This is a genomic window from Paraburkholderia sp. 31.1, assembly GCF_014397645.1.
Taxonomy (GTDB): domain Bacteria; phylum Pseudomonadota; class Gammaproteobacteria; order Burkholderiales; family Burkholderiaceae; genus Paraburkholderia; species Paraburkholderia tuberum.
The window spans coordinates 135,225-157,381 of sequence record NZ_VZQN01000015.1 but is presented as its reverse complement, the minus strand read 5'-3'; the positions used below and the strand labels follow the sequence as shown (position 1 = coordinate 157,381).

The 22,157-nt window shown below is 60.7% G+C and carries 17 protein-coding genes and 3 pseudogenes; 9 read left to right on the top strand and 11 right to left on the bottom strand.

What is annotated here, in order from left to right; genetic code table 11:
• Positions 1-312: 312 nt before the first annotated feature.
• A complete protein-coding gene (locus F6X37_RS14200; RefSeq protein ID WP_184055994.1) occupies positions 313-576 on the top strand; it encodes an XRE family transcriptional regulator in 264 nt (87 codons plus the stop codon).
• Between the two features lie 23 nt (positions 577-599).
• On the opposite strand, the pseudogene hfq reads toward F6X37_RS14200, so the two are convergent.
• The 8 genes and pseudogenes from hfq to tcuA form a co-directional block, all read right to left on the bottom strand.
• Positions 600-848, bottom strand: a pseudogene (gene hfq / locus F6X37_RS14195) (RNA chaperone Hfq); the annotation flags it as partial.
• Between the two features lie 309 nt (positions 849-1,157).
• Positions 1,158-1,679 (bottom strand): annotated as a pseudogene (locus F6X37_RS14190) (OB-fold nucleic acid binding domain-containing protein); the annotation flags it as partial.
• 60 nt (positions 1,680-1,739) lie between these two features.
• A complete protein-coding gene (phoU, locus tag F6X37_RS14185; RefSeq protein ID WP_184060934.1) occupies positions 1,740-2,447 on the bottom strand; it encodes a phosphate signaling complex protein PhoU in 708 nt (235 codons plus the stop codon).
• A 185-nt stretch (positions 2,448-2,632) separates the two neighbouring features.
• Positions 2,633-3,085 (bottom strand): hypothetical protein, encoded by a 453-nt coding sequence (locus tag F6X37_RS14180; RefSeq protein ID WP_187611749.1) that lies wholly within the window; start codon positions 3,083-3,085, stop codon positions 2,633-2,635.
• A 1,062-nt stretch (positions 3,086-4,147) separates the two neighbouring features.
• Positions 4,148-5,575 (bottom strand): CoA transferase, encoded by a 1,428-nt coding sequence (locus F6X37_RS14175; RefSeq protein ID WP_187611748.1) that lies wholly within the window; start codon positions 5,573-5,575, stop codon positions 4,148-4,150.
• A 19-nt stretch (positions 5,576-5,594) separates the two neighbouring features.
• Positions 5,595-6,908 (bottom strand): MFS transporter, encoded by a 1,314-nt coding sequence (locus F6X37_RS14170; protein WP_187611747.1) that lies wholly within the window; start codon positions 6,906-6,908, stop codon positions 5,595-5,597.
• A gap of 131 nt (positions 6,909-7,039) precedes the next feature.
• A complete protein-coding gene (gene tcuB / locus F6X37_RS14165; protein WP_187611746.1) occupies positions 7,040-8,209 on the bottom strand; it encodes a tricarballylate utilization 4Fe-4S protein TcuB in 1,170 nt (389 codons plus the stop codon).
• Positions 8,196-9,599 (bottom strand): FAD-dependent tricarballylate dehydrogenase TcuA, encoded by a 1,404-nt coding sequence (tcuA, locus tag F6X37_RS14160; RefSeq protein WP_187611745.1) that lies wholly within the window; start codon positions 9,597-9,599, stop codon positions 8,196-8,198. Before tcuA ends, tcuB begins: the two co-directional genes overlap by 14 nt.
• A 56-nt stretch (positions 9,600-9,655) precedes the next feature.
• Here tcuA and F6X37_RS36840 point away from each other — a divergent pair, with 56 nt between their 5' ends.
• A complete protein-coding gene (locus F6X37_RS36840; RefSeq protein WP_410451335.1) occupies positions 9,656-9,808 on the top strand; it encodes a LysR family transcriptional regulator in 153 nt (50 codons plus the stop codon).
• Between the two features lie 27 nt (positions 9,809-9,835).
• Here the strand turns inward: F6X37_RS36840 and F6X37_RS14150 are convergent, their stop codons facing one another.
• Together F6X37_RS14150 and F6X37_RS14145 are read right to left on the bottom strand one after the other, a co-directional pair.
• Positions 9,836-10,204, bottom strand: a complete 369-nt coding sequence (locus F6X37_RS14150) for a hypothetical protein (RefSeq protein ID WP_187611744.1) — start codon at positions 10,202-10,204, stop codon at positions 9,836-9,838.
• Between the two features lie 226 nt (positions 10,205-10,430).
• Positions 10,431-10,994 (bottom strand): annotated as a pseudogene (locus tag F6X37_RS14145) (transposase); the annotation flags it as partial.
• A 333-nt stretch (positions 10,995-11,327) separates the two neighbouring features.
• Here F6X37_RS14145 and F6X37_RS14140 point away from each other — a divergent pair.
• A complete protein-coding gene (locus tag F6X37_RS14140) occupies positions 11,328-11,768 on the top strand; it encodes a transposase (protein ID WP_262419911.1) in 441 nt (146 codons plus the stop codon).
• 300 nt (positions 11,769-12,068) lie between these two features.
• Here F6X37_RS14140 and F6X37_RS14135 read toward each other — a convergent pair whose 3' ends face one another.
• On the bottom strand, positions 12,069-13,748 hold the full coding sequence (locus tag F6X37_RS14135; protein ID WP_187611742.1) for a fatty acid--CoA ligase: 1,680 nt from the start codon (positions 13,746-13,748) through the stop codon (positions 12,069-12,071).
• A gap of 726 nt (positions 13,749-14,474) precedes the next feature.
• Here F6X37_RS14135 and F6X37_RS14130 point away from each other — a divergent pair.
• From F6X37_RS14130 to F6X37_RS14105, 6 genes are all read left to right on the top strand, one after another.
• Positions 14,475-15,296 (top strand): SDR family NAD(P)-dependent oxidoreductase, encoded by an 822-nt coding sequence (locus F6X37_RS14130; protein ID WP_187611741.1) that lies wholly within the window; start codon positions 14,475-14,477, stop codon positions 15,294-15,296.
• 150 nt (positions 15,297-15,446) lie between these two features.
• Positions 15,447-16,655, top strand: a complete 1,209-nt coding sequence (locus tag F6X37_RS14125; RefSeq protein WP_187611740.1) for a CaiB/BaiF CoA transferase family protein — start codon at positions 15,447-15,449, stop codon at positions 16,653-16,655.
• Positions 16,656-17,109: 454 nt separating this feature from the next.
• The gene (locus F6X37_RS14120) at positions 17,110-18,165 is read left to right on the top strand and encodes a 3-keto-5-aminohexanoate cleavage protein (RefSeq protein ID WP_187611739.1); all 1,056 of its coding nucleotides are present in this window, start codon (positions 17,110-17,112) and stop codon (positions 18,163-18,165) included.
• 190 nt (positions 18,166-18,355) lie between these two features.
• On the top strand, positions 18,356-19,054 hold the full coding sequence (locus F6X37_RS14115) for a carboxymuconolactone decarboxylase family protein (protein ID WP_316251964.1): 699 nt from the start codon (positions 18,356-18,358) through the stop codon (positions 19,052-19,054).
• Positions 19,055-19,218: 164 nt separating this feature from the next.
• Positions 19,219-20,556 (top strand): MFS transporter, encoded by a 1,338-nt coding sequence (locus F6X37_RS14110; protein WP_187611738.1) that lies wholly within the window; start codon positions 19,219-19,221, stop codon positions 20,554-20,556.
• 283 nt (positions 20,557-20,839) lie between these two features.
• Positions 20,840-22,078 (top strand): porin, encoded by a 1,239-nt coding sequence (locus F6X37_RS14105; protein ID WP_187611737.1) that lies wholly within the window; start codon positions 20,840-20,842, stop codon positions 22,076-22,078.
• Positions 22,079-22,157 lie beyond the last annotated feature (79 nt).

Below are 22,157 nucleotides of genomic sequence, written 5' to 3'. Positions count from 1 at the left end.
GACAGACCTACGTCTGCGAGCGTTGTCATTGCGCTGCTACTTCACTCGAAGAAAGCGGCGGAGTGACTTCTGGCCACGTACGGGATAGGGAAAACGGTATCCGTGTCGATTACACCGGGCATTTAAAGCGTTAACTCAGAGCGGGGAAGGCGCGCCGCAACGGGCGTTCAGGTGCAGTGAAGTTCACGCGAACGGCATGCCAGCCCGGTTGATGGCGTTCGACCGCAAGCATCAACGTCGAAGTCGTGTCACACCTTCGTAGCCTGAAGCACGTAGGTTTGGTCACGATGAGTTACAGGAGCATTGCACGTCATGAATCGTCGTCTGAATCTTGATGTACATCTGCAAGGCACTCTCAAACACAACGGCTCCAGGCGGGCCTTCGCTGCACGACTGGACATGACCATCAAGCGCGCCAGGGTGACCTCCGGTCGGGTGGCCAGGTCACTCGGCGTACCGGAACACGAGGTGACCCTTTGGCGCGCCGGAGTTACCGTTCCGAAGAGCACGGATTGTGCGCGCCTTTCCGAACTTCTCGACGTGGACGTCGTCTGGCTATGTGCAGGTCAAGCGTAAGCGACAGCATGTCATGGCAGTTCTCATCGGACACGGCCTCGCACGCGGTTCGGCTTGTCGCCACTCACCGGCACCTCGGTCGGGTCACGTGCCTGGCTCCTGCCATTGACCGGCAGCACGGTCGAAATGGCATGTTTGAAGACAAGTTGCGCAGCCGGGCCAGACTCCAGCAGAACTGCAAACTGGTCAAAAGCGGCCAGTTGACCGGTCAGTCTGATGCCGTTCACGAGGAACACGTTTACGGTGGTCTTGTCGTTCAAGAGCATCTGAAAAAAATCGTCTTGTCCGCCTGGGCGTCCCGGCCATGTTCGAAGTCAAAGTGTTAGGTCCTTAGATTGTACCGGCGATACCTGAAGCGGCCAGTCCACCGGCCTTCATCAATTACGACGGCTTCCTTCGCAAACCCGTGGACGGACCGGTGTTGCTGGCCACAATGCGACGGCTGCTGGCGGACCACATAACCCATCGCGAGCAACAGCGCCGCAAGGCAACGTAGTCGAAAAGCCGCCTCTTGTGCTGACGAGGGAAATCGAAATATGGCTGTTGAAAGGAAATGCCGATTCCAAAGGCACGTTGGTAAGTCAGCAAAAATTTCTGCTCGCAGTAATCAGGCCGCCAAGCAGGTGAGACATATCGACAAGGCGCTGCGCGACCAGATGTCGAACCTCACCTTCGCATTGCCATGTTCCGTACACGGCAAGTAGCGATGCGCCGAGCGCTTCCTTTCTCTGCTTCTCGAGCAGGCTCGGCTACACGATTACATTCACGTTGCCGGTCTCGTCTTCAAGCGTAACAAACATGACCCCCTTCGCAGTGCCCGGCCGTTGCCGTGCGGTAACAAGACCGCAGCCTCGTGCGAGCCGCCCGTCGCGATAGGTGCGCAGAGTCGACGCTGGCATCAGCCGGTTTGCGAGCAACTCCGGCCGCAGCAGTTCGCGCGGATGTCGACCAAGCGTAAGACCGACAGACCGATAGTCAGCGACGATGCCAGCACTGTGCTCAAGCGACGAGTCCCAAACGCTGATGGCCACATCGACCGGCAGCACCTTGACGCCATGGCGTTGTGCATCCCGTACTAACTGCGAAGGCGAGGAGAAGCGCATCGCTGTCAGTCCGTCTTCGCGACCGATGCGCTCCCTGCTTCGTCCTGCTTTCACGCTCTATCATTGACCGAATGCTTCGCGTTCGAGTTGTTCACGGGAAACGTGGCGCACGTCCTTGCCTTTGACTACGTAGATAATGAATTCCGCTATGTTCGTCGCATGGTCGCCAATGCGTTCGATGGCCTTTGCGATGAAGAGGTAGTCCAGCGCGATGGGGATGATTCGGGGAGCCTCCATCATGTACTTCACCAGCTCATGGACGAACAAACGAAACTGGTCATCGATAGCGTCGTCGTCGCGGACGATTTGTGCTGCGGCAACTGTGTCGAGGCGCGCGAATGCATCAAGCGCACCGCGGAGGATAGTCATGGCCATCTCACCGGATAACGCGATTTCCGCGACATTGATGGTCGGTGCATTGTGGTCTTCTGCAATTCGTCGAGTCCGCTTAGCGACCTTCCGCGCTTCATCCCCAGCACGCTCGAGGTTCGTGACGATTTTCGAAATGGCCATCAGCAGACGCAGGTCGCGTGCAGCCGGCTGGTACCGCGCGATGATGTTGATGCACTCTTCATCGGCCTCCGCTTCGATGGCATTGACTCGACGCTCGTCGGCGATGATTCTGTCGACCAGGTCCAAATCGAGGTGGTTAAGCGCCTGCATCGCATTCATGACTTGCGATTCAACGAAACCGCCCATCTCGAAAACCTTGGACAATACGTGGTTGATGTCAGCGTCGAATCGACTGGAAAGGTGGTTATCGGGCATAGGAATCCGTGCCAGCCAACCCAGCTGTTTTTGTAATCGCCGCGCGGTTTCGTGACCGCTCCATCACGTCATGGCGCGCGTCGTAGGAACAGTGGCCGATGTTCCAGGAACCGTGCAGGAGCATTCAGTGAAGCACAGCGGCGAACCCCGGCCCGCACGGGCAATCCGCTCGGACCATGGTACAGCTACGATTTTGCTGGTCGACCAGTCTTGACGGTTTCGACCGCAGAAACAGCTGCCAGCAGACCCTCGGCGGTGGGGGCCGAGTCCAGCAAGAGCAGACCAGCGCGAAGAAGCTCGCTTTTTTTCACCGAGACGCCTGCGTCGAGACACTTCTGTTTCAGCGCCGCGATTTTCTCGTAGTCGGACCTCGGCATCGTGAAGCTGTCGCGAACCACCTTCTCTTTCTTCGCGCGTTTCGCTTTCACCTCGGCTGCCGGACTGACTTGCGCTGCCTCAACGGGTTTCGCGCGCTTCTGTTTGCCGACCTTCGTCGGAGCCGGCTGGGCATCTGGCGCTGCGGCTGCGGCCATGCTCTTCTCATCCGCTGGCTTCTCATCGGCTTTCGCATGGCCGTTGACATTCTTCGGGAAGTGAAAGGCCTTCTTCGTCGGCTTCCTCACGCTGGGTTCACTCATGACCATCTCCAGACTGATAAACGGTATAAACAGTATATACCGTTAATTTGCGATTGCCAGACCGCATTCGAGATGCCGCCCTCATGCCAGGACCATCAAGTTGTCCACACAATCTGTTTGCAAGGCTGTGGACAATTCCCGGGCAAGCGGACAAGTAGCTGAAAAGATTGATTTTGTGCGACCTGTTGCGGAGAAACCCATGCGGCACGCTCAATATCGATGTCGCCGCCGTCGAGAAGTACAAAGCAGAGAAAGACGCCGCGAAGCAAGCTTGGCTCGACTCCCTGACTGAGGACGACGGCCCAATGAAGCGTGATACTCCACTGATGACTGCGTTACATGGATAGTGGTCGCGCTCGGAGCCCTCACTATCGCTCTCTTTATCATTGTTATGTGCGGCGGACAGTGAAGGGCGTTCGGTGGTCGTGATGCCGTGACGGCAACGATCGAGCCACCGGCCAATCGCCTCGGGCACCATGGCTGTGCCGGGACCCACTGTTGGGCGTCGGATGCAGTCTGAGGATAGCCGTTGATCGTTGCCAGCAGCGCCAGGCCGCTGGAACAGGTGTGTCTTGCCGCAATAGGGCTGCGGCCTTTCTAACCGCGACTACCATTGCGCGGCAAGGCCCCGGAGACGGGGTTTCGATCGTCCTTCGTTGACATATCAATTATCTGCGCCACGCAGGCGGCTGGTGGCCGGGATGGCGTCGTCGCTTTACCGTCACCGGACGGGAGATGGCCTGCGCGGCAGCATTTTCTCGAGGACACCCCGTGACACCGACTGGTAGGCCGCTACTGCTGCCGCGATCGACGCCTCGTCCAACTCCAGGCTGGCCGCGTCGGCTTCGTTCAGCGCGAGCGCGGGGTGGGTGCGGAAGTTTAAGCGCAAACGCCGGCAATCGGCGGCCCTGTGCCACTTAGCCAGGCTGTCCGCCGCAGCCGGGTTGTATTGCGCCGGCCATCCGGAGCTCGTGCGCCGCCGCCTCGTCGATAAGGATGGGAGCCGCGAGGCTTAACGAATGGATCCCTACGACAGTTCATCGGCAGCGCATGCGCAAGACTTCAGGGCCAGCATGGGGGCGCGCTGCCTAGTGCGCTAGCCGGCAAATCCCAGTGCACGTCGACGCCGGCGATCCGCCACGGCGCCGCAATGCGGCGAGCCGGCCCCCATGGAGTCGATTCGATCGCCGCGCTCGCGTCGGCTGCGGATTCCGAGGCGAGCGAGGTGTCGTCCCACGGTGCGTTGAAGTCGATGAGCAGTCTTGCGGTCTGGGCGAGCGAGAGTCGCGCGCGCGTCGCGATGCCGTGCTCGAGCCGGCGCTTCAGGCCGCGCAGCACCGCGGCCGCCACCAGATAGCCGGTGGCGTGGTCCAGCGCCTGCACCGGTAGCGGGACGGGCGAGGCGGATGCGCGCCAGCGCATTCCCGCGTCGGCGATGCCGCTGCTCATCTGCACCAGGCTATCGAAGCCGCGACGCATCCCCCAAGGTCCGCTCCAGCCGTAAGCATCGAGGCTGACGTCTACGAGCCCGCGCGCGAGGCGCTCGCGCGTGGCCGCGTCAAAGCCGAGCCGGTCGAGCGCGCCCGGGCGCAGGCCGTGCACGAGCACATCGGCGTCCGCCAGTAGCCCAGCAAACGTCGTATGTCCGGATAACGTTTTCAAGTCGAGCCGGGCGCAGCGCTTGCCGAGCGTGACGTCCGGCACGGCGCCGGGCTCGTCCCAGTCCGGGGGATCGATGCGCAAGACCGTCGCGCCCAGGCCCGCAAGAAAGCGCGTAGCCGTTGGCCCGGCGAGCACGCGCGTCACGTCGAGCACGCGCACGCCGTCAAGCGGTCGCTTGAGCGCGATGGGCCAGCCAGGCACGGTGCCAGTTGGCCCCTTGTCGTACGCGACGACCGGTTCGGCCGCTACCGCGCTGCCTTGTGGATGCGTACGCCACGCGTCGGCGTCGCGCATCTGCGCGGCACAACCGCCTGCATCGATGATCGCCTGTTCGAGGTCGGCGCCTTCCCATGTCGCGACGGCCGCGGCGGCCGCGTGGCGGTCGGCGACCGCGCCGAGCGTGCGACGCACGGCCGCCCGGTGATGAGCCGCGTTAGCATGCAGGCGGATCCAGCCATCGCGGGTCGGGTAGTCGCCCGTCAATGGATCGCGCAACGGGGGAACCTGCCAACCGTCCGGGCGCAGCGACGTCGCAAACCAGAACGAGGCAAGCCGCCGGTCGACTTCGACAGCCGCGGGCTGGCGGGTCTGAAAGGGGGATGAAGTGGGCTCGTCCGAGAGCGAGCGCGCGGCGTGCGGATGCGCATGCGCGAGCAGTTCGTCGACTGCGAGCGCCGCGGCGGCGACCGACGCGGCGGCGAAGTCGGTGACTGCGAACGCCGACGGCAGACTGCCGGTGCCGCGAAAGGCGAGTCGGTCGACATCGTCGGCCTGGCCGCCGAGCGCATTCCACAGGGTGCGGGTCAGGGCGAGCGAGGCAGACGACATCGCGTTGCTCCTTGCCGAATCAGAATTCGAGATCGACGCCCTTGGTTTCCGGCGTCGCGAGGATCGCCAGGATTGCCGCCACGGCGTAGACCATCACGAAGAGACCGATATAAATATAGGCTCGATGGATCCCGTACGCATGCAGGATCAGGCCGGCGATGATCGGAATGAGCCCCCCGCCGTAGACCTGCGACACCTGATAGGCGGCGCTCGCGCCCGACGCGCGGAAGCGCGTCGGGAAGTTCTCGGTATAGAAGGTCGGGATCGCGCCATATCCGAAGCCGAACACGAAGCCGAAGCCGATCACCTCGGCGAGCACCGCGAGCCAGAAGTTGCCGGTGTTGATCAGGTAGAAATAGGGGATCGCCCACACGAGGAAGACCACGGCCGAGATCAGCAGGATCGTGCGTCGGTTGATGATGTCCGCGAGCAGCGAGCCGATGATCATGAACACCAGCATCGAAGCGGCAGCAATGAGGCCGATCGTTTCCGCGAGTGTTCCGGCGAAGCCGACCGCTTTCATGTAGCTCGTGCCGAACACGAAGCTCAGGAAGAACGCGCCGCCGAACATCGCGTTCACGAGCGACGTGCGCAAGATGCGTAGCGGCATTTCCTTCCACACGCGAGCGGCCGGACTTTTGAGCGTTTCGGCGCCATGCTTGAAGCGCTCGAACACGAAGCTGTCCATGGTGCGGGTCCGGATCACGATGCCGACGATCGCCACCGCGAAGCCGACATAAAAGAAGATCCGCCAGCCCCAGGCGGTGAACTGCTCGGGCGACATCAGCGACTTGACCAGGATGACCGAGCCGAAGCCGAGGAGGAGGCCAAGCGGGATCGCGAATCCGACCCAGGCTCCCCAGAACGCGCGACGCTTTGACTTCGCCGCCTGCTCGACGACCCACGTCGCAGCGGTGCCGAATTCGGCGCCGAAGCTGATGCCCTGCACCAGGCGGAACAGGATCAGGAGGATGGGGGCGGCGGCGCCGATGCTGTCGTAAGTCGGCGTCAGTCCGATTAAAAGCGTGCTCACGCCCATCAGCAACAGCGCATAGACCATCGCGTCCCTGCGGCCTTTGCGATCGGCGATGTTCCCGAAGATGAACGCGCCTACGGGGCGGATCACGATGCCGAGTCCGTACACGCCGATCGCGGCCGCGATGGCGGCGAGATTGGGCAGCTTGAAGAAGATCTCGCCCCAGACGGTGGCGGCGATAATCCCCGTGACGAGGAAGTCGTACTGCTCGATGACCGACCCGATGATGCTGGCCAGCGCAACCTTGAAAATCTGCTGCTGCGAGGGCGCTGCTACACCTTTTTCGACTGTTGCCATTTTTTGTCTCCGTGCGCTCGTTAACCGTATCCTGGAGCGTGATGTGCGCCCCGTCGGCGTGTGGTCCGCATCATTCGCGTTTCTGCGTGCCTTTATTAATTAAAGCTATTCTCTGTCTGCAGTCTACTGCGTCAATCGTCGGCAAGGCTCAGGCGATTCGGCTGGCGGCGCTCGATCGCCCACTTGAGCAATGCTGCCGCGCGCAGCGGCCCATGCGCGAATTTTCCGTAAGGCATCGTCAGGAACAAGGCGATCACTGCGCCCAGATGAAGCGCGAGCAGCGTAGGCATCGCCGCGCTCGCGCGCCACGCGGCGAGCGCGAGTCCGCTCACGGCGATGAACAGCAGCATCGCAATGAAGCCGAGATCCATCGGTTTTTGTTGCGCATCGCCCTGCAGCGGGTGTCGGCGCAGATTCAGCCATCCGAGGCCGAGCGTGCCGACCGTGATGCCGATGCCGCCCGCGATGCCCAGCAGCGCCGGCAGGCTCATGTACGCATACGGCGCTTCGAGACCGAGCAGGTAGTGATAGAGCGTGGCGACGCTCGTTGACAGGAAGCACAGCAGAAAGCCGTAGAAGGTGGTCTGATGGAAGTGTCGGCGGGCGAGCGAGAAGCGGTCGTCGTCGTTGTTGCAGCCGTCGCCGTGGCCGCCACCGAGATACTTGAGCGTGGCCACCGCCGCGCCGGCCTCGGCCGTTTCCGCGGCACTCGCCACGCCGGGCCCCATCTCGCGCCAGAAGCGCCGCACGCCGACGCCAAGCGCAACGACCGCGAACAGGAACACCGGCGCGAACACGCCGACCATCAGCCGGTGCGGGAATACATCGTAGAAGCTGCCTCCGGGCGCGGCGCGCCATAGGGTGCCGCGCAGCGCGAGCGCGAGAATCAGGAACAGCGCGAAGCCGGCGGCGAGCGCCAGCGAGACCACGAGCCCGTTGCGCTCGTAAAGTCTGCCGAAAGCGCTTGGCCACGCGTAAAGGCGGTACGTGCGCAGGCGCACGCGAGCCATCGCCTGAGGCACGTTCACCGCGAACTCATGCGGCGGCGCGTACTGGCACGCGTGCAGGCACGCGCCGCAGTTGTGGCACAGGTTCGCGAGGTAATGCACGTCGGCGTTGCCGAACTCCAGACGCCGTGTCATTGCTGGAAATACCGCGCAAAAGCCTTCGCAATAGCGGCATGCATTGCAGATCTGCAGGATGCGCGCGACTTCGTTCTCCGCGGTGGCGGCGGGTGGGACGAACGACGAACCATCCGCCGCGGCCCGGGCATCGCGGATCAGGATCTCAAGCGGCTGCATCTGCGTGTTCCTCGCGTGCTGCGGCGGCCGCGTTGCTCCCTGCGATGCGGCCGAAGGCCGTTCCGATGCTCATGCCGACGCCCGCCGTGTAACCTTGGCCGAGCACGTTGCCCGCCATCATTTCGCCCGCCACGAACAGGTTCGGGCTGGGGACGCCGCCGAAGTGGACGGCGGCTGTCTGATCGGTCTTCAGGCCGAGATAGGTGAAGGTGACGCCCGGCCGCAGCGCATAGCCGAAGAAGGGCGCGGTGTCGATCGGACGCGCCCAGTGTGTCTTGGCCGGCGTGAGGCTTTCGGTGTGGCAGTCGTCGAGCTGCGTGTGGTCGAACGTGCCGGGCCGGCACGCCGCGTTGTAGGTGTCGAGCGTCTGCATGAAGCGCGCATCGTCAAGGTCGAGCGCGCGGGCGAGTTCCCGCAGGCTGTTCGCCCGCGCGCCGGGAAACACGGGCGGCATGAAACGGCCGACGGCTTTTGCATCGATTATCGAATAGGCAATCTGGCCCGGTTGCTGCGCGACGAGCCGGCCCCAGATTGCATAGCGCTTTGGCCAGAAGTCCTCGCCTTCGTCGTAAAAGCGCACGGCCTCCCGGTTGACGACGATGCCGAGCGATACGCAATCGATGCGCGTGCAGATTCCCCCATCGTAGAGCGGCGCTCGCGCGTCGATCGCAACCATGTGAGCCTGCATCGGGTCGCCGATGCGGTCCGCGCCGGCGTCGAGCATGAAGCGCAGCAGCGTGCCGTTGTTGAAGCGCGAGCCGCGGATCAGGAAGTTGTCGGCCGGGTACTCGCCGCGCTCGTTCTGTCCCCACGCGGCGCGCAGCCACTCGCGGTTCGATTCGAAGCCGCCGGCTGCAAGCACGCAGCTGCACGCCGCGATGCGTTCGTCGGCCACATAAGCCGCGACGAAGCGCGGGCCGTCGAGCTCGAGCCGGTCGACGGGCGCATCGTAGCGTATCTGTACGCCGAGCTGCCCGGCGCTGCGGTAGTACGCGTTGACGAGCGCCTTACCGCCGCCCATGAAAAACGCATTGGTGCGCGCCGTATGGAGCGCGCCCGACAGCGACGGCTGGAAACGCACGCCGTGACGGTGCATCCACGGACGGCAGCTCGACGAGGCCCGGATCACGAGGCGGGCGAGCGCTTCGTTCGTCTGCCCGCCCGTGACCTTCAACAGGTCCTGCCAGAATTCCTCTTCGGGATACTCGCCGACGAGCACGTCCTGAGGGGTGTCGTGCATGCAGCGCAGATTGCGCGTGTGCTGTGAATTGCCGCCGCGCCATTCGCGCGGCGACGTTTCGACGAGCAGCACCGAAGCGCCCGCTTCGCGCGCCATCAGCGCCGCGCAGAGGGCGGCATTGCCGCCGCCGATTACAAGGACATCGACCATGTCAATTGCAACCAGAATATCCAACCAGGGTATCGATCGATTGGAAATAAGCACCAATCACGCCCGCGCTGTCCGATGAGCATTTCGATCTGGACGATCTCGTCGCATTATGCGCGCTAATGGACCTTGGCAGTTTCCGGAAGGCAGCCAACACGGTGCATCTATCGCAACCGCACCCGACGTCTGCGGTGCCATCGCCATCGACATGAATGCCTTTTCCAGGCTCCCGCAAAGACTCACCCTTTGCGACTGTGGCAGAGGCGGCGCCCCCCCAATGCATCGGCCACCACCACCTGCCATCGCGTGAAATGCTGCGAAAAGAACGGGATCCACAGCTGGCCATTTTGGCGCGGCGTCTTTTGGCTTTTTGGCATCTTCGCGGACTGAAGCGCGCCTATGAGAGGAGGGCCAAGTTTGAATTTTCCGCCAGTGCCAGCCGGATGGACTTCGCCGTCGGCTTCCAGCGAAGAAATGACCCGACCGACGCGCTCTCGGGTTACATCCAGTGCCTTGGCTAGAAGCGTCGCCGTCCATTCGCCACCGTCCGCCATCAAATCCAACACCCGTTCGCCCAGAGTAGCGACAAAGTGTCCGGTCATCGCCATTTTTTCCCCTCCAGTCATACAGTTGATGTATCAACTATATTCGCGACTATATAGACCGGGGAGAAGACTCCAATCCGGTCTCCGTCGCAACCCAGTGCAAAGCTGCATCCACTTCGGCCAGCGTCCAACCCACGCGTTGCTTTCGACGGTCGTGAACAAACTCACGCACCTGTAAGAAGAGGACCCCGGCCATGACGGCGGTTGTCAACGCAGTTGTCGCGTCACTTCAAGCAACCTGCTCTAGTTCTTCCGGCTGCATGCGCTCCGGATTGAGCCAGACTTCATCCTTCAATTCCCAATCGCGCGTCGATCGGGACCAACGCCGTGGATTGCGCTGCTTGGCCCTTGCATAAACGACGTCACGTTGCGCGAGCACTGCGGCGGCTACGCCGTTGTGGCGCTGCGCCGGCGTGACGAATTTCAGGCCGCTGTGTTTGTGCTCATGGTTGTACCAACGCATGAACTGCTGCGTCCAGGCCCGCGCTTCATCAATTCTGCCGAACGGCCTGCGCGGGTAGTCGGGCCGGTACTTGCAGGTGCGGAACAACGACTCCGCGAACGGGTTGTCGTTACCCACACGCGGCCTGCTGAACGAGGCCACGACCCCCAGGTTTTCCAGCGTGGCGAGCATCGTCGCGCCCTTCATCGGGCTGCCGTTATCGGAGTGCAGCACCAGCGGACGTCCTGCCAGGCCCTCCGCCAGACTGGTACGTCGCATCAGCAACACAGCCAGTTCCGCCGCCTCCGCTTCATGCACTCCGTGACCGACTATCTTGCGGTATAGGTTGTCTGTCCTGCGTTCGGTGATACTGGCAGGTAGCTGCCAGCGAAGGCGGGACATGCATCCGTGGGCTACGAATAATCTTGCGCAACGTTCTGACGTTTCGTCAGTCACAACTGGTTGCGGGTTTTCGACGGCCGTGGAATTTGTCTGCAAGCCGCGCCAGGACTGGATTTCAGCTCAGAGTAGCCAGATCGGCTAAAGTCCAGATTTCTGGACGCAGCGAATGACCCGAAGCCCATACTGGCAAGAGATTCCAACAAGATTGCGCCTGGAGCAGTTCGAGCGATTTGTCTGGCCGCATCTGAGCCTGGGCCGTCGCGGACCTCCCCCACGCTGGCCTTGCACAAGATCTTCAACTACATCCTGCAGGCACTGTACATGGGTTGCCAATGGAAGATGCTGCCGATCGACAGGAATGCAGCAGAAGGTCACCCTGAAATTCACTATTCGCGCATCTACCGCACGTTTCGTCGCTGGCAGGCCGATGGTTGCATCGATGCCATCTTTTCGGGCTCGGTGCAGCAACTTCATCAGGACCAGCTGCTTGACCTTTCGGTCATCCACGGCGACGGCACCACGACGGCGGCGAAGAAAGGCGGCGACAATCTCGGGTATAGCGGGCACAAGCATCTGAAGGGCGACAAGGTGGTGGCCTTGTGCGATCGCAACTGCAACGTCATTGCTCCACTCATCAGCGCTCCCGGCAACCGCAACGAATCACCGCTGTTGCGCGACGCGCTGCCCAGCCTTCGTTCGACGGCAGGCAGTTGTCGGCCATGAAGAGACGTTCGCCAAGTCGCTTGAGTGGACATTCATTCGTCGGCTCCACTCTCGCTAACGGTCGTTCGGCCTCCGGACAGTGCGTCGGGTGTTCGGCATTCCATGCGCGATCGTGCCGACATACATAAGGGCATACTCGGTCCCCATGCTCCGCGTTGACGTAAATCCACTGGGTCTCGCCGACGCAATGCACGAAGACGTCGATGCGTGTCTGGGCGCCGACGACCCATTCCGAAAAGCCCACCTCGCGATCGACAACACCGGAAGTGTTGTAACTAATATTCGAGAATACTCGTAGCGTCACCTGCCAGTTATTGATTGGGGAAACTGTTCGCGCAACCGCTTCTTGTTGATTTTCCCGACACTTGTCTTCTCCAGCGAGTCGACGAACTTGACGATCTGCGGCACCGCATATTTGGAAATTACCCCTTTGTCACTGAACATGAGGACGTGCCTGGTGATTTCATCCTCGGTGACCGGAGGAGTGTGGTCCTCTGCGAGCACGATCAACGCCACCGGGCGTTCGCCCCATTTCGTATCTTGGACTCCGATTACGGCAACCTCGGCAACGCCTGGATGTTGGGAGATCAGACTTTCGATTTCGAGCGAGGACACCCACTCGCCGCCGGACTTGATCACGTCCTTGAGACGATCTGTGATCTGCAAATAGCCATCGGTGCCGATGCTGGCGATGTCCTGCGTATGCAGATAGCCGCCCGCCCACAGTTGCGCGGAGGCCGCTTCGTTTTTCAGGTAGCCTTGGGTCAACCAGGGCGCGCGCACGACGATTTGACCCGCCGCCTTGCCATCGTGCGGCATGTCGCGCATCTGCTCGTCGACAACGCGTAGCTCAACCAGCGGTAACGGCAGGCCCGTAGTGCAGCGCAAGCGCAACTGTTCGGCGGCATCGCGCGTAGCGTCCCCCGGTTTCAGTTGCGCGAGGCTGAGGGCGGGACAGGTTTCGGACATGCCGTATCCGGCGAAAATGTCGATGCCCCGTTCGAGCGCCGCGCGCGCCAAACCATGAGGCAACGCACCGCCGCCGATCACGACCTTCCAGTGGCTGAGATCAATATGTCTGGACAACGACGAACTCAGCAGCATGTGCAGGATGGTGCCGACGCAATGCGAGAACGTGACGTTTTCATCGCGTATCAGTTGGAGCAATCGGTCCGGAATGTAGCGGCCGGGATAGACTTGCTTCACACCCAGCATGGTCGCGACGTAGGGCATGCCCCATGCGTGTACATGAAACATTGGCGTGAGCGGCATGTACACGTCGCCGCGATGAAAGCGCTGGCCACTTACAGGGCTAGCCAGTGCGGCCATCATTGAAAGGGTATGTAAAACCAATTGGCGATGGGTGAAGTAGACGCCCTTTGGTAATCCGGTGGTGCCCGTCGTGTAGAACGTAGTGGCGCGAGTGTTTTCGTCGAAGTCGGCAAAGTCGAACCTCGGCGAGCTTGCGGCGAGCATCGCCTCATACTCGGTGGAGAACCGGATCGTGTGTGTGCATTGCACGCCGTCGTCGTCGATCAGAACAATGGTATGCACTGTTTCGAACTGCTCCTTGATCGCTTCGATCGTCGGCAGGAAATCGGTATGAACGAGCAGCACCTCGGCGCCGGCATGATTGATCGTGTACAAGATCTCCGCCTGGGACAAGCGGACGTTGACGGTCTGCAATATGGCTCCCATCATGGGTACCGCGAAATAGCATTCGAGGTAACGATGACTATCCCAATCCATGATTGCCACTGTGCTGCCATGTTCTACGCCAAGGCTGCTCAGACCGTTTGCCAGTTGCGCAATGCGTTCTGGCAGGATCGAATAAGTCAGCCTTCGCTTGCCGAGATATACGATTTCCTGTTCGGGTGCATGGGCGAGCGGCGTATGCAGCAACTGCTTGATCAATAGTGGGTACGCATAGGCTGATACCTTCGTATCCATCGCCTGCTCTTGTACTGTTTGTCGGTTCATTACGGCACCTTCCGGTTGTGTCATGTGTATCGACTAGGAAAGTTAGATCATAAAAGCTTTACGTCGATAATCGTCGATCGCCCGTATCGCTTTTGCCTATTCCAATCGAAAGAGGCGGAGTGCTGAGGAAGACGAGCAGAAACCACGAATACGAGAATCATAAAAACCAGACATCGGAAAACGATGTAACAGGTCCGCGCAGGTGGTTGACCAATGCTTGTTCCGCAGGCGTTGGATACCGGCCGGGCAACGTCATCACGTACAGCCTTGCTGTGCTAGTGCAGGCAACTGTAGAGAGGTTTCCCAGAGCGGGTTCATCATTTTGTAACTGATGCTGATCATTTCGACACTCTTCGCATTGGAAATTGCCCGAGTTTCCTAACTGCTCTCCACTAGATATTTGCTATCTCTGATCGATTGGCGCGCACACCATCGCGCGTCCCATCAACGCTCGGTCGCCGGGTTGACATTTCTCGCGCAATTGTCGACGTCGATGTCGAATCTGACAGTCTGCCTCTACAAGACGGGCATGCGGTTCAATGCCCGGAAGATGTGTCGCCTAGATCTAAAGTGACGAAAAGATAAAAATGCGTGACGAAAAGAATAATGGGAAATCAGCTGCGTCCTTACACTGAATCAAGACGCGACGCCTGTCCGGCGCGGTTTCTCGTTGCGACAAGGGTGTTGCACGATTGATCACCTTATTACCCTTTAAGAGGTTGCTTGATGAAATTTAGAGACAAAGTGGCACTCGTTACCGGCGCGGGGCCTGGGCTCGGCAAGGCTTGTGCGGTAGCGCTGGCCAAAGAAGGCGCACGCGTGGTGATTTGCGATGTCAACGATCAGTCGCTGGAAGAAGCCCGCGCCGAAGTCGAAGCATGCGGTGCCGAATGCCTCGCCTTGCGATGCGATGTTTCGTCCAGTTCGGAGGTGAGCAATCTGTTCGCGCAGGTCGTCGCGCGCTTTGGGACACTGCACATTCTGGTCAACAATGCAGCGCTGACTCCTAATCGTCCAATTGACACAGAGCGTCGCAACAAGCTGTATGCGTACATGCAAACGCCGGTGCCGCGCCAGTCGCTGGGGTTCACGAGTGAGATTGACGATGAGGAGTGGCACCGTTATTGGGGCGTCAATGTCCACGGCGTCTTTTATTGCACACGGGAGGCGTTGAAGCTGATGGAGCCGCAGCGCGACGGGAAGATCATCAATATCGCGTCGATTGCTGGACTGTCGATCAAGAGCGCGCATAGCCCGCATTACTGCGCAACCAAGGGAGCGGTGATTGCATTCACGAAGTCGGTTGCATTCGAAGTGGCCGGCGCGAATATCTTCGTCAACGCGATGGCGCCGGGCGGAGTGGCCACCCCGGCATTTAACGACTATCTCGACAAAATCGGCGACGAAGGTCGCAATCGACTGTGGCAAAGCTGCCCGCTGGGCCGCTTTGGTACTGTGGAAGAGTACGCGTCGACTGTCGTCTATCTGGCGGGTGAGCACTACCTGGTAGGTCAGGTGGTCAGCCCGAACGGCGGCTCGGTCATTTGACCACTGTTATATGAAATCGAAATGTACGACGGCTGCCAAGCCGAAATTCCCCAGCCGAATGCTCGGCCGGTCTGGTGAATCATCCTTCATTTATCGTCTTGTGACGTATCTACGAATGCTGTCGTATACAACTCAACACGGAGAGACACGTTGCAGACTGACAAAACGGCGCTACCGCTAGCGGGCGTGCGCGTCCTGGACCTTTCCCGCATTCTTGCCGGACCTTGGTGCGCCATGGTGCTGGCCGATCTGGGCGCCGAGGTCATCAAGGTCGAACATCCGGAAAGGGGGGACGACACGCGTGACTGGGGGTTGCGAGTCGGTACTTCCGAAACGGCCTATTTCAATAGCGTCAACCGGAACAAACGTTCCGTCAGCCTCAACTTGCAGTCGATAGAAGGTGCTGAATTGGCGCGCGCATTGGCAAGAGAATGCGACATCGTCATCCAGAATTTCAAGGTCGGTGGTGCAGCGAAGCTTGGGCTTGGCTATGACGATCTGCGTGCCGATCGCGAAGACCTGATTTACTGCTCGATTTCCGGATACGACCACACCGGTGCTGAAGCAACGCGTCCGGGCTACGACCTCGTCGTTCAGGGGGAAGCGGGCCTGATGGGTATCAATGGTGAGGCGAATCAGCCGCCGTTGAAGTTTGGCGTGGCGGTCGTGGACCTGTTCACCGGCATGTACTCAGCGCAGGCGATACTGGCCGCGCTGTATCAGCGGCAACGCACGGGCCAGGGCCGCTCGATCGAGATGGCACTGTTCGATTGTGGATTGATGATCACCGCGTACTACGGCCTCGAAGCCTTGCTGATGGGCGGCGATCCGCCGCGCTACGGCAACGCGCATCCGTCGATTGTTCCTTACGGTGTGTTCGACGCTGCCGACGGCCCGCTCGTGATCACGGTCGGCAACAACGCGCAGTTCTCCCGCTTTTGCTGCGATGTTATCGAGCGACCGGACCTTGCAGCCGATCCGCGATTTCAGACGAACCTCGACCGGTCAAAGCATCGCGATGCGCTTCTTCCTGAAGTCAATCGCGAACTTGCTAAACGCACGCGTGAGAGCCTGCTTGATCGGTTGGTCCGCTCGAATATCCCTTGCGGTGAAGTATTGGGCTTGCACGAAGCATTGACGTCAAAACGCGTCCGCGATGCCGGACTCGTGACGTCGCATCCGCATCCAGTGGCCGGCGCGATCGATGTATTTGCGCCGCCATACCGCTTCGACGGCAAGCGCTTGCCGGTGCGTCGCATCCCCCCGCCATTGAGCGAAGGAACGTCTGAAGTACTGGGTGAATTGCTCGATGTGTCCGCTGAGCGGTTGCGCGAGTTGAAGGCCGCCGGCGTCATCTGATCATGCTCGCTCGGGCGAAATCGAAGAATCGTCAATGAAACCGCCAGTGACGTGCGCGATGCACTCGTCACATCTACCAGGGCATACCGGCGACACCGCACCGCATCGTTCTTCTTCGCATCGACCTCCCGCCTCTCAAGCCTGAACGACGCCCCCCGGCACCGAGCCATTGCCCGGCGCCCGGTCCGTGCACATTCTGCGACACTGCACCGCAGTATCTTTCTGGCGCCGCGCGCAATGACTGCGCACTCGCATCCGGCCTACGGAAAGCAAGCGCACGAGTTAGCAATCGTCCGCAAATGCGGACAAGCGAAGAGGGTAAGTCCCAATGCTTGCTGTGACAGCATGATAAAACCACATGACGACATGATAAATGGGGGGACCTGCATTTCCTTAAAGTTGAATGGACGGATCAGCCCACGCGGCCGGTCATCCCTTACTACTGGAGATGCTTATGAATTTTCTCGACGATAGCCTTTTCCCCGAAGTTCAGGAAAAACTCGTGATCCAGGTTGCGCCGTACGGACCGCAATGGCTGCCGACCGACTCGGACGACATTCCGGTGAGCATGGATGCCCAGATCCAGAAAGCCGTCGATTGCTATAACGCGGGCGCCACCGTCCTTCACGTGCACGTGCGGGAAGAAGAAGGCAAGGGCTCGAAGCGCCTCTCCAAGTTCAACGAGATGCTGGGCCTGCTGCGCGAAGCGGTGCCCAAGATGGTTCTGCAGGTTGGCGGTTCGATTTCGTTTGCGCCGGAAGGCGAAGGGAAGGACGCGCAGTGGCTCGACTACGATACGCGACACATGCTCGCGGAGCTCAACCCGAAGCCCGACCAGGTCACCATCACGATCAACTCCAGCCAGATGAACATTTGCGAGTTGCTCACACCCGACGACGTCGCCGGCACCATCCTTGAAAAGCCTGAGTACTTCAAAGCGTATTCGGAAATGGTCGTCGATGCGAAGCCGTCGTTCTTTATCGAACACCTGCGGCGTCTTTCGGAAGCGCGCATCCAGCCGCATTTCATGCTGGGCCATGTCCATCAACTTGAGAGCGTCGAACGGCTGATCCGGCGCGGCCTGTACACCGGTCCGCTGATTCTCAACTACGTCGCAATCGGCGGCGGCGCAGCGGGTCTGCATCCCGCCGACCTGATCGAGTTCGTACGTCGTACGCCCGACGGCTCGGTGCTGACCATCGAGAGCGCAATGCGCGCGGTCTTGCCGATGAACGCGATGGCAATTGCGATGGGTCTGCACGTGCGGGTCGGGATCGAAGACAACCTGTGGGGACGCAAGGGCGAACGCATGACGTCTGTCCAGCAGATCGAGCAGACCGTGCGGATCGCTCGCGAACTGGGGCGCGATGTCGCCAACGGCGAAGATGCGAAGCGCATCTACAAGATCGGCGAGTGGTATCAGAGCGCCGATGAGACGGTTGCGGCCCTCGGTATGGCTCCGAACCGCAAATCCGCCCAGCGCGGGTTTACGGTGCCGGGCCACGGCTAAACCACGAGCGCATCGGCCGGAGTCCTGGCCCAGGAGCGGGGCGGCCGATCGGTTATCGGCAAGCCGGTGCGCGATTGATCGGCTGAAAAAGTCTCGCGCGGCGCGGCAACCTCCATCTTCCAGTACACACAGTCAAATGACCGCAAAACAACCAACACCTAACTACGACGTGATGCGCGCCGCGGGCCTCGTGGACGCCACGCTGGACCCGCTCGCCCAGTGGGACCCCACATGGACCGAGTCCTTCATGAAGCTCGGCCAGAGCACGCAGACGAGCGACGTCCTCGAGCCACAACTGGCCGCACTCGTCCGGCTGAACATCGATGTGACGGCGACCCATCTGTATGGTCCCGGCGTTCGCCGCCACGTGCGCGATGCGTTGCACCTGGGCGTGACCCGCGCGCAGATCATGGAGGTGTTCAAGCTCGCAAGCGTGATCGGCATTCATGCCTGCGCGCTGGGGGTGCCGATTCTCGCCGAAGAGCTGGCGCACGCGGGTATTGCCGACGAAGCCGCTCCCGCTTCGGCCACGCCTGTGTGCGATAAGGTGCGCGCGAACGGTATGTTCAACCCGTTGTGGGAAACGATTTATCGCTGGGACCCGCAGTACCTTGAGAAATTTCTCGCGATGGGACTGGGGTTGTGGACCGACAACATTTTGCCGCCGCTATGGATCGAGTTTCTGTGCATCGCCGGTGATGCCGCCATCACCCATCTGTATGCGCATGGCACACGCCGTCACATCCGCGCAGCACTCGAGTTGGGTGCCAGCCGGGAGCAGATTCTCGAAGTGCTGAAGATCGTCAGCCTCCAGGGGATCGAAGCTTGCGAGCTCGGCGTGCCGCTGCTTCAGGCGGAATTTGAAGAATACGAACGAACTCGCCGATGAGAACGAGGTTAACCGGACGTGCAGGCTCCGTGTCTGCGCCTGCGAAGCAGCGGGGCGGAGTCTGCGATAACCCGATGTCCAGGGCCCAGACGCCGACGCATCAAATGCTGTGATGGAAGCGGCGCCCAGTCACGCGAGCCGCCTTGTTCAGAGGAGAAGACACCATGAGTGATAGCGTTTTGCAGCCCCAGGCCGCAGCAATGGGCGAGTCGCGCACGTCACCCGAAGTGCGGCAGACATACCGCAGGATTGCATGGCGCCTGCTGCCGTTTCTGTTTCTCGCCTATGCGGTCAACTCGATCGACCGGATCAACATTTCGTTTGCCAAGTTGCGCATGGCGCACGATCTCGGTCTGAGCGATACAGCCTATGCGTTTGGCGCCACCGCGTTCTTTGTCGGCTACATCCTGTTCGAAATACCCGGTAACCTGTACATGCAGCGCGTCGGTGCGCGCGCGACGCTCACGCGCATCATGGTGCTGTGGGGCATGGTCACCGCGCTGACCTGCTTCGTCAACACACCGGCGCGTCTGTATATCGCCCGCTTCGCCTTGGGCGTCGCGGAAGCAGGGTTCTTTCCGGGCGTGATCCTTTACCTCACTTACTGGTTTCCGTCATGGAAACGGGGGCGCGTGACCGCAATCTTCTTCATGTCGGGATTTGTCGCCGGGATGGTCAGCGGGCCGCTCGCCGGTGCGATCATGACCGGTCTCGAAGGCTGGTACGACATGAAGGGCTGGCAAGTGCTCTTCGTCCTCGAAGGACTGCCCGCAATTGCGCTTGGCGTATTCGCGTGGTTCTGGCTCGACGACAGTCCTTCGCACGTCACGTGGCTTACCGATCGCCAAAAGGTCATTGTGGCCGAGAACCTTCGGCTGGATCAGGACTCGCGCACGCACGAAAGCCAGTCATTCGGACTGGTCGTGCGGGACCCGCGGGCCTATGTCCCCGGCATTGTGTTTTTCGCGCTCTATTCGGGGACCAACACGGTTGCGTACTGGATGCCTTCATTGCTGCAAGAGGGCGGCATCACCGATTTGCACCGCATTGGCTTGATAGCGAGTGGCCCCTACCTCCTCGCGCTGGCCTCGATGTATCTGCTCGGACGGAGTTCGGACCGGCGGCTCGAACGCCGCTGGCACCTCGCCGCGACGATGCTGACATCCGCGGTCTCGTTCGGGGTGATGCATGTGCTGCAAGCCAACGTGTTGCTCTCGACTGTCTTCATGACCATTGGCGCAGCCGCATGCCTGGCCGCGGTACCGCTCTTTTGGACGATCCCGCCAGCGTTTTTCAGCGCAAGGGCCGCGGCGGGCGGCATTGCGCTCGTCAGCAGCATCGGTTCGCTGGCGGCAGTACTGAGTCCCATCACGGTTGGTGCGATCAAAGCGCGTACTGGCAGCCTGTATGTCGCGTTTGATGTCATCGGCTGCATGTTGCTGATCGGCACCGTCGCGCTGCTCGCCGGCATACCGGCCGCCCGGCTTCGTGAACGCCAGTAAGGCCTGTGGTCATTCATATTTCCGATAACACGGCCCGTGCGGAGTGCCGGGGTCCGTTTGGAAAGGGTAGGACGGCCGTCCGTTCGAAGTCGCCGTAACAGTCTGGGATCAGCGCTTGTCTCATCTTGACCGGCGTAAGCGAGCCACTTAGACATCCGAAATGTATAGAGCGCGAACCGGCATTAAGAGAAGGATTGCGGCGCCATGTGAAGCGTATGGCGTGAGCAGTCTCGCACGCAGGCAGTTGTAGATTTACCAATGCAATTGACAATCAGGAGACTGTATGAAGTTGAAATGGGTAGCTGCAGCCGCTATAGCCGTGATCGGGAACTCGGCTCACGCGGACTCGTCAGTAACGCTGTATGGCGTCCTTGACTCGGGTCTGCTGTATCAGAGCACTTCCGCGGCGGTCGTTAGCGCCAACCCTTCGACGTTGACTGGACTGCCGCCGGGTACTCGTCTGCCGCCGGCTGCGGCGGCTTCGGTCGCGAATGCGCTGCGCAACCTCGGGGCGGTCTATCGCTTCAAGGACGGGGGCATCTATTCAAGTGTCTGGGGTATGAAGGGAACCGAGGATCTAGGCGGCGGTTACGCGGCAAACTTCAGGCTGCAAGGCACGTTCGACACTGGCACCGGAAAGAATGGTCAGTCGGACACGGCGGCCGTCCCGGGGTTCTTCAACCAGATCGCGACAGCCGGCGTAAGTGGCCCGTTTGGCTCGATCAATGCAGGTCGGCAGATTGCGCCAATGATCTATGCGATGGGGGAGACGGACGCTCGCCACGCACAGTATTTCGGCAGTATTCTGGGTGCCTGGATTGGCCTGAACTCAGCGGCGGGCTGGCCTGGCACCAGCACCAATGGACCCATCGGCGCGTTATACGACAGTAACGCGATTGTCTACAGATCGCCGAAGTTCTACGGCTTCAGCGCTGATCTGGAATATGCGCCGGGCGGTGTCGGGGGACATTTTCAGGGCGGCACGCGCGAGTCGGCGGTGCTGAAATACTCAGGCTATGGTCTGAGGCTCGCTGCGCTGTACTACACCGGACACGATACGAATCCGTTCACGACGGTGTCGTCCACGGCCGCGACGGCAGTGCCCGCGAATGGGCTGAACAATAACCGCTACTGGTACGTTGGCGCGCTCTACACGATCAAGGACTTCTCGGTTTCGGCGTCATATAGCAATGGCGCGAATCCGGCTCCGCGCAGTGCGCTGAATCCGAATGGCGGTACGAGCCTCGATCTGTATTCAGTCGGCCTCGGCTACCGGTTCACGCCGGCGTTCAATGTTTCGAGTGGTCTCTACTACATCAAGGACAGAAACGATTCAAAGAACACTTCGCTCGAAGTGGCGGCCGGAGCTGACTACAGCCTTTCCAAGTCAACCGTCGCCTATGCACAGGTGGGTTGGGTCAATAACCACGGCGTTATGACTCAAGGCATTACCTATGGCGCACTGGTCGCGCCGGGAATGGGCACGGCGGCGGTCAATATCGGATTGCGTCATAACTTCTGACCGGTTGAGAAACCGGCTCGCGCGACATGCCTCGGCAGGCCGGTTGTTTCGTCGCCCGTCGCACGGCGCGGCACCAATG

What these genes read in the sequence shown, in the direction of transcription:
- F6X37_RS14180 (WP_187611749.1), bottom strand. Translation starts at nt 3,085, where the DNA reads ATGAGTGAACCCAGCGTGAGGAAGCCGACGAAGAAGGCCTTTCACTTC.
- F6X37_RS14170 (WP_187611747.1), bottom strand. Translation starts at nt 6,908, where the DNA reads ATGGCAACAGTCGAAAAAGGTGTAGCAGCGCCCTCGCAGCAGCAGATT.
- tcuB (WP_187611746.1), bottom strand. Translation starts at nt 8,209, where the DNA reads ATGCAGCCGCTTGAGATCCTGATCCGCGATGCCCGGGCCGCGGCGGAT.
- tcuA (WP_187611745.1), bottom strand. Translation starts at nt 9,599, where the DNA reads ATGGTCGATGTCCTTGTAATCGGCGGCGGCAATGCCGCCCTCTGCGCG.
- F6X37_RS14120 (WP_187611739.1), top strand. Translation starts at nt 17,110, where the DNA reads ATGAATTTTCTCGACGATAGCCTTTTCCCCGAAGTTCAGGAAAAACTC.
- F6X37_RS14150 (WP_187611744.1), bottom strand. Translation starts at nt 10,204, where the DNA reads ATGGCGATGACCGGACACTTTGTCGCTACTCTGGGCGAACGGGTGTTG.
- F6X37_RS14135 (WP_187611742.1), bottom strand. Translation starts at nt 13,748, where the DNA reads ATGAACCGACAAACAGTACAAGAGCAGGCGATGGATACGAAGGTATCA.
- F6X37_RS14175 (WP_187611748.1), bottom strand. Translation starts at nt 5,575, where the DNA reads ATGTCGTCTGCCTCGCTCGCCCTGACCCGCACCCTGTGGAATGCGCTC.
- F6X37_RS14110 (WP_187611738.1), top strand. Translation starts at nt 19,219, where the DNA reads ATGAGTGATAGCGTTTTGCAGCCCCAGGCCGCAGCAATGGGCGAGTCG.
- F6X37_RS14130 (WP_187611741.1), top strand. Translation starts at nt 14,475, where the DNA reads ATGAAATTTAGAGACAAAGTGGCACTCGTTACCGGCGCGGGGCCTGGG.
- phoU (WP_184060934.1), bottom strand. Translation starts at nt 2,447, where the DNA reads ATGCCCGATAACCACCTTTCCAGTCGATTCGACGCTGACATCAACCAC.
- F6X37_RS14105 (WP_187611737.1), top strand. Translation starts at nt 20,840, where the DNA reads ATGAAGTTGAAATGGGTAGCTGCAGCCGCTATAGCCGTGATCGGGAAC.
- F6X37_RS14200 (WP_184055994.1), top strand. Translation starts at nt 313, where the DNA reads ATGAATCGTCGTCTGAATCTTGATGTACATCTGCAAGGCACTCTCAAA.